The organism is Streptomyces sp. NPDC005574 (assembly GCF_040605435.1).
Classification (GTDB): domain Bacteria; phylum Actinomycetota; class Actinomycetes; order Streptomycetales; family Streptomycetaceae; genus Streptomyces.
Genome location: NZ_JBEXCW010000159.1, coordinates 1 through 10,767 on the forward strand (window position 1 = coordinate 1; position 10,767 = coordinate 10,767).

At 67.0% G+C, this 10,767-nt stretch carries 9 protein-coding genes and 1 pseudogene; 5 read left to right on the forward strand and 5 right to left on the reverse strand.

The features are described 5' to 3' along the window. Window positions 1–376 precede the first annotated feature (376 nt). The gene (locus ABZT03_RS41265; protein ID WP_356048942.1) at window positions 377–931 is read right to left on the reverse strand and encodes a hypothetical protein; all 555 of its coding nucleotides are present in this window, start codon (window positions 929–931) and stop codon (window positions 377–379) included. A gap of 178 nt (window positions 932–1,109) precedes the next feature. Beyond that, window positions 1,110–1,292 carry a hypothetical protein gene (locus ABZT03_RS41270; RefSeq protein WP_356048943.1) on the reverse strand — a complete coding sequence of 61 codons (183 nt, stop codon included), beginning with the start codon at window positions 1,290–1,292 and terminating at the stop codon, window positions 1,110–1,112. 408 nt (window positions 1,293–1,700) lie between these two features. Between ABZT03_RS41270 and ABZT03_RS41275 the strand changes: the two genes are divergently transcribed. Both ABZT03_RS41275 and ABZT03_RS41280 read left to right on the forward strand, forming a co-directional pair. Next, on the forward strand, window positions 1,701–2,018 hold the full coding sequence (locus ABZT03_RS41275) for a helix-turn-helix transcriptional regulator (protein ID WP_356048944.1): 318 nt from the start codon (window positions 1,701–1,703) through the stop codon (window positions 2,016–2,018). After that, on the forward strand, window positions 2,005–2,523 hold the full coding sequence (locus ABZT03_RS41280; protein ID WP_356048945.1) for an ImmA/IrrE family metallo-endopeptidase: 519 nt from the start codon (window positions 2,005–2,007) through the stop codon (window positions 2,521–2,523). The genes ABZT03_RS41275 and ABZT03_RS41280 overlap by 14 nt, the downstream gene beginning before the upstream one ends. A gap of 15 nt (window positions 2,524–2,538) precedes the next feature. On the opposite strand, the gene ABZT03_RS41285 is transcribed toward ABZT03_RS41280, so the two are convergent. Next, a protein-coding gene (locus tag ABZT03_RS41285; RefSeq protein WP_356048953.1) for an IS5 family transposase occupies window positions 2,539–3,368 on the reverse strand; the annotation gives its coding sequence in 2 pieces (ribosomal slippage) (window positions 2,539–3,030 and window positions 3,033–3,368; 828 coding nt in all). A 709-nt stretch (window positions 3,369–4,077) separates the two neighbouring features. On the opposite strand from ABZT03_RS41285, the gene ABZT03_RS41290 reads away from it, so the two are divergent. Both ABZT03_RS41290 and ABZT03_RS41295 read left to right on the forward strand, forming a co-directional pair. Next, on the forward strand, window positions 4,078–5,082 hold the full coding sequence (locus ABZT03_RS41290; protein ID WP_356048946.1) for a cyclic GMP-AMP synthase DncV-like nucleotidyltransferase: 1,005 nt from the start codon (window positions 4,078–4,080) through the stop codon (window positions 5,080–5,082). Beyond that, window positions 5,079–6,902, forward strand: coding sequence for a ThiF family adenylyltransferase (locus tag ABZT03_RS41295; RefSeq protein WP_356048948.1), 1,824 nt, complete (start codon window positions 5,079–5,081; stop codon window positions 6,900–6,902). Before ABZT03_RS41290 ends, ABZT03_RS41295 begins: the two co-directional genes overlap by 4 nt. Here ABZT03_RS41295 and ABZT03_RS41300 read toward each other — a convergent pair. Then, the gene (locus tag ABZT03_RS41300) at window positions 6,875–7,963 is read right to left on the reverse strand and encodes an SAVED domain-containing protein (RefSeq protein WP_356048950.1); all 1,089 of its coding nucleotides are present in this window, start codon (window positions 7,961–7,963) and stop codon (window positions 6,875–6,877) included. The two genes, ABZT03_RS41295 and ABZT03_RS41300, sit on opposite strands and share 28 nt — an antisense overlap. Window positions 7,964–8,397: 434 nt before the next feature. Between ABZT03_RS41300 and ABZT03_RS41305 the strand changes: the two genes are divergently transcribed. After that, window positions 8,398–9,498 carry a DUF6615 family protein gene (locus ABZT03_RS41305; protein ID WP_356048951.1) on the forward strand — a complete coding sequence of 367 codons (1,101 nt, stop codon included), beginning with the start codon at window positions 8,398–8,400 and terminating at the stop codon, window positions 9,496–9,498. 100 nt (window positions 9,499–9,598) lie between these two features. Here ABZT03_RS41305 and ABZT03_RS41310 read toward each other — a convergent pair. Next, a pseudogene (locus tag ABZT03_RS41310) lies at window positions 9,599–10,481 on the reverse strand (alpha/beta hydrolase). Window positions 10,482–10,767 lie beyond the last annotated feature (286 nt).

Below are 10,767 nucleotides of genomic sequence, written 5' to 3' on the forward strand. Positions count from 1 at the left end.
GCGACACGCTGTCCACGGACTCGATCAGGTGATCAGTCGTCGTACTCATCAGGTGACTCCTTCGAGGAGATCCACACCTGATTCATGACACTCCCCGTTGGACGGCGAGACGGTGCGCGGACGCTGTTTCGCCGGCCCAGGCGACGGCACTACAAGCAGTGACAGATCGGCGAGGGGGACCATGTCGGCGGAAAGCCGCCGTGCCCTGTGGACGTCTCACTGGCCTGCGGATATGCCCCCGGCTCATCGATCGTGTTGCGCTGATCGAAGTCCGCATCGGTGCCGTGCAGTTTGATCATTGTGATCTGGGTATGGGGGCTGTGGAGGTCCGCCCGCGTATTCGAGCTCGTCGATCAGCCTCATGGCGGGGCCGTGCTTACGGCAGGTACAGCTTGGAGTTGGGCGTCGTGGCTGCACTGGCGGGTTCGGTCACCTCATAGCCCAGGGTCCGCAACACCTGCACGGCCTGATCGGGTGCGTCACGGACTGCCGTGCGTAGCTGTTTGTCGCGCCAGCGGCGGATGCCGTCGGTCAGGACACGTTCCCAGCCGGCAACGGCGTCCACGTCGAACTCGCGGACGATCATCATGAGGACGTCCTCGAGGCTGGCGCGCATGCGATGACCGCCGACGGGGAAGTGCAGCTCCGCCAGTCCGGGTGGCTTCTTCCTCTGCATCAGCCTGCCCGGCTTGCCGGTGTCGGACAGCCGCTGCAGCCAGGAGATCTGGTTGTGATGGGCGTGGACGTGCACGTGCGCGCCGGGTGGCCACGTCCAGGTGCGGACGTACTCATAGCGCAAGAGCGGTTCGGGGTCCTGGCCGTAGTGCATCGCAACCGTCGACTTGTCCACGGCGAGGAACTCACCGGCCTGGTCCCAGCAGCAGTAGTAGCTGATCGCCAAGGTGAGTTCGGGATCGCCGTTTATGAACAACTCGATCCGGCTCTGGACGGGCTCGGACCGTCACCGGAGACCGTCGTCACCCACAGCTTGCGGCTCGTGCGAATCGCATGGAACCGCGGAGCATGCGGCAGGGACCCCGCCGAGGGTTGCAGTCAGCTCCCCGGCGAAGTCCTCCGCCGCCTGGTGCAGTACGATCAAGCCTGGTTCGTCAGACATCTTCGAGAAGGTAGTCCAAGCCCTGGAGCGTCTGCCAGATCTCCAGCTCCTCGGCGCTCAGCTGATAGCTCTCCGCACGCTCGGCCAGTTCCTCGAATGACAGCCGAGTCCTTGCCAACAGGTGCGCCCGCCACTGGGCGATCTCTTCGGGCGTCTTGTCGACCACGGTAGGCATTGCGACATCCCTTCTGACGCGCTCCCTCGTAAAAAGCAGTCAAGCATGCACCACTGACAATCGCCCAGCGGGCTCGCATACCGGGCTGGCGCTTCGCAACTGGACCGTCCCCGACGAGGCGAAAGCTGGTCTTCTGGCCGGGCTGGTGGGGAAGGGCCCGTCGAGGCGAGCGCAGCCAGCCGCCACCGGACTGCGGCCGGTGGCGCGTTTTCCTTCGTGCCACCGCCTGCCGACACCCGCCACGTCTGTGCATCTGCGCCCCGCTGCAGAGCAATGCGGCCGCCTGATGCACCTGCCGCTGCGAGCACCGGTCAGGATTTCACTCGGGCGCACGTTCGGTTAAGTGCCTGGTCGTGTCCCGGGCGGGGAAGTAGGTTGTCAGTGAGACTGGCGTCGCTTGGGGGCAGCGTGGAGGAAAAGGCATTCAATGCGGCCGTCGGGCGGCTGATCCGTGAGACCAGAACCCGAGCGGGAATGACGCAGGAACTGCTGGGACGGCGGACCGGCCTGTCGCGTGGATCGATCACAAACATTGAGGGCGGAACGCAAGCGCCCCCGCTGTACCGGCTGGTCCGCATCGCGGCGGAACTTCACGTGCAGCCGGCCGATTTGCTCCCGTCGCTTCTACCGGAGGAGGCCACTGGCCTTCCCGCACGGCACGCCGCCGACGTGGCCTCCGTATGGTCCGGAGCCGAGCAGCTCAAGGACGCCCATGGCCAGAGCTGACGTTGCCGCGCGCGCCTTGCTGGCGGAGTTTGAGATCACCGCTGCTCCCGTCGACCCTTACGAACTGGCACGCCGTCTCGATGTCGTGGTCGTGGCGCAGGAATTGGACGATGACGTCTCGGGCATGCTGCTGCGGCGGGATGGCCGCTGCGTAATCGGCGTGAACCGGCGCCAATCTCCCTTGAGGTGCCGCTTCACGGTGGCGCACGAGCTCGCCCACCTGCGTCTGCACCGCGGCCGGCCGCTGATCCTGGACACCGACACCCGCGTGAACTACCGCAACACGGTGTCCAGTATGGCCACCGACCGTGAGGAGATCGAAGCCAACCGGTTCGCTGCGGCCCTGCTCGCCCCCGAGGCCTTGGTACGCGCGGCGGTGCACCAGACCCGCTTCCGTACCGTCGATGAGCTGGTAAGCCAGCTGGCGGGCAAGTTCGAGGTCAGTGAAATCGCGATGACCTACCGCCTTATGAACCTGGGCATTATCTCCGGCCCCGCACACTAGGTTCTGTCTCTTTGGTCAGTGGCGGGTCCAGATGAGGATGCCCGCGAGGTGGAGTGCGGCCTGGTAGGCGATGGCGAGTTTGTCGGTTCGTGTGGCCAGGCCGCGCCACTGCTTGAGCCGGTTGATGCACCGTTCGACGGTGTTGCGCTGCTTGTAGGTCTCGCGGTCGAAGCCGGGCGGACGGCCGCCGAGTCGGCCTCGCCGCAGGCGGTGGCCGACCTGGTCGGAGGGCTGCGGGATGACCGCACGGATGCCCCGGCGTCGCAGGTGGCTGCGGATGGCGCGGGAGGAGTACGCGCGGTCGGCCAGAACGGCCAGGGGTCGGGTCCGGGGCCTGCCGGAGCCGGTGCGAGGCACGCGGATGCGGGACATCACCGTTTCGAAGGCGGGTGCATCGCCTGCCTGGCCTGCGGTGACGGTGAAGGCGAGGGGGCGTGCCCGGCCGTCTGCGGCCAGGTGGACCTTGGTGCTCAGTCCGCCGCGTGAGCGTCCGAGTGCGTGATCGGCGGGCTCGCCGGGGTGGGCCGCCCCTTTTTGAGGGCTCCGGCGGCGTGCTGGTGGGCCCGGACGACCGTGGAGTCCACCGACACTGTCCAGTCGATGTCGTCGTCGGCGTCCGCCGCCGCCAGGACGGCAGTGAGGATCATCTCCCAGGTGCCGTCGACGGCCCATCTGATCAGCCGCTTGTGCGCGGTCTTGAACGAGCCGAGCTCGTCGGGCAGGTCCCGCCAGGGCGAGTTGGTGCGGTACTTCCACGCGATGGCCTCAAGAGTGCGGCGGTGGTCGGCCCATCGCCGTCCGCGGACCGGATCCGCCGGCATCAGCGGCTCGATCCGGCCCCACATCGCATCAGTGATCACTAATCGGACAGACACATCCGATCAACCGACCAACCCATCAAAGAGACACGCGCTAGGCCCCAGCCTGCAGAGAACTGCCAGGCGGGCGACCGCCGTCCGTGCCGACTCGCCCTGCAGGCGCAGCCTTTGAAGCTATGTCAGCGAAACTGTCCATCGTAGACGGCCTTGCGTTCGGACTACTTGGTGTGGTGAGCTTGATACGCCAGAGAGCAGATACGCTCTCTGGGAACGACGTGCACCCTGCGTGGCATGTGCCGAGCAGGTGTTCACCTGACCGGGCTGTACCGCGCACGTGAGCCGGTTCGTCACCTCGGACGGCAGCATCAACCGGACAGCACCACCTCTTCACCGGCCCGCCGCACAGGCGCCGCCCCACCACACCGCTCGCAGCGGTCCAGCAGGCCTGATCACGCCGCTGGGGGAGCAGGCCACCAGGGCGGCCGGGAACACGCACCGCCTACCGTGAGATCCGGCGATTCACGGACGCGGCGGCCCTCTACTCACCGTCGGTGCCGTGCGGCAGCTCCGCAGCGCACCTCTGCCGTGCGCCACACCAGCGGTTGCGCCCGTGAATACGCGGTTATGCACGCCCACTTCAGCAAAACTCTACGGCTCGGTACCACGGGGCCGCGGCATCCCTCTGCCGCGCAGGCAGGGTTGCCCGCTCACCACGTCATCTCAGGGAGGAATGCCCATGCAGCACGTGACCTGCTTCCACACGTTCCTGCGGGAGACCGTCAACCTCAGCCAGGCCAAGCTCGATCTCCTCGGTGTACGGGTAGAGGCCATCTACCAGGCGCTCAGGAGCGACCCCGAACTCGGCCCGCTCATCCTCGGCAAGAAGCCCCAAGGATCGTGGGCGCAGCGCACCATCATCAACCCGCAAGGAGACAAGGAATTCGACGCCGACTTCATGCTCCACCTGCAAGAAGTGTTGGAGTGGGCGCAGAACCCGAAGACCTACATCGACAAGATCTACGCCGCGCTGCACCGACACAGCGTGTACAAGGACATGCCGCACACCCGCAAGTGCCGCTGCGTGCAGCTGACCTACGCCAACTCCATGCACGTCGACATCGTCCCCTACCTGCACCTCGCCGACGGACGCGAAGTCATCGTCAACCGCGACGACAACCAGTGGGAAGTCACCAACCCCGCAGGGTTCACCGCGTGGATGAAGGAGAAGGACACCCTCGCCGACGGCAACCTCCGCAAAGTCATCCGCCTGATGAAGTACCTGCGCGACCACCGCAACTCCTTCACCGGTACCCGCTCCATCATCCTCACCACCCTCCTCGGACAGCAGGTCTCACAGACGGCCGCCCAACTGCGCCCGGGCTGCTACGCCAACGTGCCCACCGCCCTGCTCGCCATCGTCGAAGACCTCGACAGGTGGCTGCAGGACCGCCCCCTCAAGCCGTCCATCGCCGATCCGTCCGGCTCGGGCCTCACCTTCGACCACCGCTGGGACCAGGCCACCTACGCCTACTTCCGCGAGCGCATCCACACCCACGCGCGCCAGATCCGCGCGGCCTACGACGAGACGGACCCCGGCACCAGCGTGCGCCTGTGGCGCGAGCTGTTCGGCAGTCGCTTCCCCGAACCGCCCCGCCCGGCCGAGCCGTCCTCAAAGGTCCGCCCCAAGTTCCCGGTGCCGCCCCTTGTCACCACCACTTCCCATACCGGGCGGGCAGGATGACCAAGCGCAGGCCGCCCGCACCCGCCCTCAATCCGTGGCAGCAGCACCTGCTGGCCGGCCTCAATTCGCTCGCCGCGCAACAGCCCGCAGACCTGCGGGTCCGGGGCCGCGCGGAGATCACGCCCGGCGGACTGGCCGGTGTACGCATCAGCCTGCACACTGCGGACATTCCTCACGCGGCAGGCGGCTTGATCCTGGGCGAGGACGAGGAATTCCTCCTCGTCCTCCCGCCCACCGAGCGACTGTCCCCGCAGGTGCTCACCCCTCACAGCCGCTTCGCTGGCACCCCGCACGTGCTGGAGGGGTACCGGTTGTGCATCTACCTCGACGGCGCCCGGGAATGGGACCCACACGCAGGTATGGCCGGCGTCCTGAACCGGCTGTGGCAGTGGCTGGCCGATGCGGCAGCCAACCGCTTCGATCCCGCTGTCGCCCTCTTCCACGCGGTCGGGGGGGTCCTGCACCGCACCCCCGACACCCCCACCATCGTTGCCCGAGAACCCCAGGCGCACCACACCGCACACACCGGATGGCTCACCCCGCGATCCGCCCACCGGCTCGACCTGACCGGCCAGCCGCGGGGGGAACACAGCCTGCGCCTTCCCGTCCTGCCTCTCAATCACAGTCAGCCGCTCGGGGCCGGCCGCACCCTCGCTGACCTCGCCAGTCGCATCGACACCGCGTCCGGCTCAACAACGGTGCAGCAGAGAGGAGTTGACTCGTCCGTTCTCCTCACCACCCTGGCTCACAGCGCACGCCGCAACCCCGAAGGGACCTGCCAGTACTTCGTCTTGGCGGTCCCTCATCCCACCCTGCCCACGGGCGCCCGCTTCCTCCTCGCCGGACGCCTTTCGGCCCTGGCCAGCGACACCCTGCGCACCGCGCAGAACCTGTCCCGGCTCCCCGCCGACGTATGGGAGAGCGCGATCGAATGGTGTTACCTCTCCGACGAGCGGGCGGCGGTCACCATCCGCCGCGACGCACAGCGGCCCGTCACCGCCTTCCACAACGCCCATGTCCACCTGTGGGGGTGCGGCGGCATAGGCTCGTGGGCTGCCGAACTCATCGCCCGGGCGGGAGCCGCCCGGATCACCCTGAGCGATCCGGCTACCCCGATCACCGGAGGGCTGCTGGTGCGGCAGAACTACACCGAAGCCGACGTCGGCTCGGCCAAGGCCACCGCCCTGGCACAGCGACTGCGAAGTCTGCGCGACGACCTGATTGTCGACCACTGCCCGCCGCCCCCCTCACCCGAACTGATAGAGGCCGCACGACAGGCCGACCTCATCCTCGACGCCACCGTCAGCGTCGCCACCGGACGCTTCCTCGAACGTCTGGCCCGCCTCCCCGACCGCAGAGCTGTGCTCGCGCAGATGGCCACCGACACGACAACCGCCAGCCACGGCCTCCTCACCGTCTCCGCGCCCGGCACCCTCCACGGCCCGCTGGCTATCGACCGCGCCACCGGCCAGCACGTCCTAAACACCCCCGACCTGGAGCCCTACCACCTGCTGTGGACCGAACCGCAATCAGGCGAGGAGATCACACCCACCCGCGGCTGCTCCGTCCCCACCTTCCACGGATCCGCCGCCGACCTCGTCGGCGTCACCGCCAGCCTCGTCACCCTCCTGGCCACCCAACTGCACCACCCCGTCTCCGGAACCCACCTGTGCGCCCAGCCCCACACCGGCACCCAGCCCGCCTACCGCTTCCTCCCCTACACACCCCATCCCGACGCCCCCCTCACTCCTGCCCACCTCCCCGAGCCCGCCTCGGGCCACGACCCGCTGCTTCAACTCACCTCAAGCGTCGGCACGTAGGCCCCGGCCAGCCGCTCATAGACCACCAGCCGCGGATGCACCTGAGGGTGACGGGCCCGCCCCAGCGCCACCGCCGCTGACATCGGCACCGCAGGCAGCAGATGCAGGCGCCGAAGCCCCTTCGCCTCCCACTCCAGCCGGGCGAAGAAGTCCCGCAGCGCAGCGGAGAACCGCTGCAGGCACTCACGGTCACGCATGATGTCCGGACACGTCGGCGCCGCAACCGGCCGGATCTCGTACCGGCGCAGAGCCGACAGAGCGGCCGGCACCTCCTGCGGCCCGATCGCCCCGGACACGTTCATGACCACCACGGCCTCACTCCCGGCAGGCACATCGTGATCTATCCCGGTGGTGAACTCGACCGGCGGGCCGTCGCCGCCGCGCCACGCCCATGACTCGTCCGCCCGGTGCCGCTGGTAGATGTCGGTCGGTACCGAGTCATCCAGACGAGAACCCAGATACACCAGCAGCGGCAGACGCGCGAAGCCGAAGACGCTCACATGCCGCACCGCATCCCGCAGGATGCCGGGCCGCAACTGTTGGTCGATCACCTCATCCACGAGCCCCGCCGCCAAACGATAGTGGGCACGGCTGGCGGCCGCGGCACGCGAGGCCGCACGCGGGGCACGAGAGGACTCCCCAGGCACACCACGCAGATCGATCTCCAGGCCGTGCCGGGTATACGACTCCAGGAACAACGGAAACCGGTCCCCGGCGAGCACGGCAGTCGCGGCCGTCTGCCGGGACAACTCCACCTCCCGTCCGTGGACCCGCCCCACCATCCGCACCACCGTGGTGGCACGATCCGGCCCCAGTCCCGTCAGATGCCGGATCCGGTCCTCATGCTCCTGCTTCAACCGGCGCAGCTTGTCGACCGTGAACACGTCCAGTCCGCCGGACGCATCAATCTCACCGTGCTGACTCGCGCACAGGAGCATCAGGTTGTCGGCGTCATCCCGCCGCGCAGGATCCAGAGAATGCTGACCTCGCGGAGAGTGAGCGCCCGTGCGCCGGCCGACAATGTGAGCCACCTCGCCCAGATTCACCGTGCGCCCCGACATGGGGCCCTCCAGAAGGTACTCGTTGCACAACACGCACCTGCCCCCACTACGCACCCACACCTCGCGACGAACCTGCTCGTAGGGCCTGCCACCCGCTTCGCGTGCCGTGTCCTGTCCGTCCACTCCATCGACCTCCCCACCACCAGGCGCCTCCTTCCCGACGCTATGCCGCAACGGCTGCCACCACGCGAGAACTTGACAAACAGGACAAGCCCCGGTCTGACGTAGGAGGAAGACATCAGACAGCCAACTGCTCGGCTGGCCGGCGGAGCCGCGCTCGCGATTCCGGTGGAGCACGGCCATGGGCAAACAGCGTCTCCTCCCGGGAGCGCAGACATGAACCTAGTCGCCGTCCACCCCATCTGCCCGACGAAGGTGATGAGCACCCGGGGATGAGATCGCGGCCTGCCGTAGTCTTGCGGGGGATCTGATACATGCCGGGAGGAGCCAGCGAGTTGCTGTGCGGCTGTGGTGGAGACATCGCTGAGCACTACGCCTTCTGCCCGCACTGCGGGATCGAGCTTCGCTGGTCCACCGAGGCGCGGCGCCGCAGCGTTTCTCCACCGGCTGGCTCTTTGTGCCGAACGCTGCGTTCCTGCGCGACGAGGACGTTTGAGCGTTTGGCTGATGACCACTTCCACGGGCCGGTGCCAGACGAAGAGGCGTACACCAAGTTCAACCTGCAAGACCTCTACCGTCTGCACAGTGACCGGGTGGTGATCCGCGAGTTCCAGCGTAGCGAAGAAGCCCTCAACGGAGCCGACTGGGAATGGTGGTTCCATTTGGGCGGCTATGGCTTCGGGATGCGGGTTCAAGCCAAGCGTGCGAAGCGCGGCGGAGGCTATGACCTTGAGCACGTCGTCCGTCGGACCCGTGCGCGCCAAAGTGAGCTGCTGGTCCAGGATGCGCAGGCCACGGGCTGTTTTCCCGCCTACGTCCTGTACAACCATCGCAACTGGGTAGCGGCATCACGGCTAGGACAGGTAGTCGACTGCCGTCATGGGCGAGGTGAACAAGCTCAGTTGGGCTGCACCCTCGTCTCGGCCTTGACCGTGCATGCCGTCCTGCGTAGCCGCCCCGTGAGAGCAGCCTACGTCCGGGACCGAAGTGTTCCGTGGCATAGCCTCCTGTGCGACGCTCCCCAGGGTCAGCAGACTGGGCTCCACATGGCCCATACGGCGACCAAGGATCTCCATCAGCGAGGGCTGGACGATCTTCGTGCGGCAGTCCGCGCCGAGGTCCGCTGGGCGGACAACCAAGAACGCTATGGGGCTGTCGCCCGATACGGGCCCTGGGACGAGCAGGAGGCATTGGGCGAGGACGGCGCGATGGCGGAACTCGACGTACCTGACCCGGACTTCCAGCATGCTGAGCGCGAGGTGCTGGGCATGCCGATTTACCGAGACGCCGACGAGGTCCTGGAGCGCCCTCTCTCCCCCCTGCCAGAGCGGGTGCGGGCCATGATCGAGGGCGTGGTCACCGAGCCGCCTGACGAACGAGCAGCCGGAGTCCTGCTGATCGACCTCACCGGCTAGAAGCTCTACAGGGTGTGCGGCCCAACTGGGGATGCCCGCGGCTGATCGCACCAGTACCGGAGCAGCCGGGTCTTCCCTCAATGCTGCTATGGGTGCTTGCTCAACCGGTATGGGTCACCACGACATCGATGAGCTCGGGCCAGAGTCCATGCGGGCGATCGTGGCCCACGTTGGGAACCAGCAGGAGTTCGGCGCCGGGCACCAACTCCGCGGCGCGTTTCCCGCCACGAGGGTCGATCAGCATCACGTCCAGGCCGTGGGTTACCGGCGTGGGCAGCCGCAGCTCACGCAGTGCATCTGCATGTGAATCACTGGGGATCATCGTGCCGAGCTCCGTCTGATCCCCTCGGGGGAATCGACGGGGTCGTAGCTCGCGGCGGCCAGCTCACGCAGCACTGTGGCGTCGCCGTATCGCGTGGAGGCCCACACCAGTTCCCGCTCCTCTGCCGCAAAGTATCCCTCGCGGTCCGCGGGCTTGGAACGGAACAGCACCACCTGGGCCTCTGGCCTGGACTGGCCGTATTCGCTCTCGCCGGTCGAGGACATCATCGACGTTAAGGTCAGTACCCGCTCCGCGGAGGAGAGGGTTATCGCCTGGGCGATCATTCCTCCCATCGAGGCGCCGACCACGTGGGCACGTTCGATACCGAGCGCGGTGAGCAGGCCGAGGCCGTCGCCGACCATGTCGAGAACCGATAGGAAACCATGGCGAGCGCGGCGGGAACGTCACCCGAGCTGACGGCGGCGATGGCGATGAACTTGCCCTGTCCGCAGGGTGATCGTCGAACTGGTGGACAGCCTGCAGTCAGGTTGTCGTACCGGACCAGGTGACGGTCGCGGTCTGTCAGCGCTCGGCAAAAGTCCTCGTGCTGGGCGAGCGTCTGCGCGCCGAAACCCATCACCAGCAGGACCGGAGGGTCTCCAGGGTCGCCGAAACTTTCGTACGCGATGGACACCTCAGGGGAAACGTCAGTGATCGACATCCACGGAGCCTGTCATGGTCGCCAATGGAGCGCACCCAGAATAGTGGCGGGTGACCTGCACATACTCCTTGGCTTCTGCCTGTGATCCGTCGGACAGAGCGTAGTTATCTAGTTCGGACCTTACTGGCAGGCACTGAGAGCACCCTCCGTCATCGCCTTCACGGCGGCTGGACCAACTCTTAACAGGGCTCGCTATTGTGTTGTGAGGTCGTGGTTGAGGATCTTGGCGGCTTTGCTGAGGGAGCCGGGCATGAGGTGGCGGTAGATCTTGTAGGTGACCTCGATG

Coding starts and splice junctions, on each gene's coding strand:
- ABZT03_RS41270 (WP_356048943.1), bottom strand. CDS start 1,292: ATGCCTACCGTGGTCGACAAGACGCCCGAAGAGATCGCCCAGTGGCGG.
- ABZT03_RS41280 (WP_356048945.1), top strand. CDS start 2,005: ATGGCCAGAGCTGACGTTGCCGCGCGCGCCTTGCTGGCGGAGTTTGAG.
- ABZT03_RS41305 (WP_356048951.1), top strand. CDS start 8,398: ATGCCGGGAGGAGCCAGCGAGTTGCTGTGCGGCTGTGGTGGAGACATC.
- ABZT03_RS41300 (WP_356048950.1), bottom strand. CDS start 7,963: ATGTCGGGGCGCACGGTGAATCTGGGCGAGGTGGCTCACATTGTCGGC.
- ABZT03_RS41295 (WP_356048948.1), top strand. CDS start 5,079: ATGACCAAGCGCAGGCCGCCCGCACCCGCCCTCAATCCGTGGCAGCAG.
- ABZT03_RS41290 (WP_356048946.1), top strand. CDS start 4,078: ATGCAGCACGTGACCTGCTTCCACACGTTCCTGCGGGAGACCGTCAAC.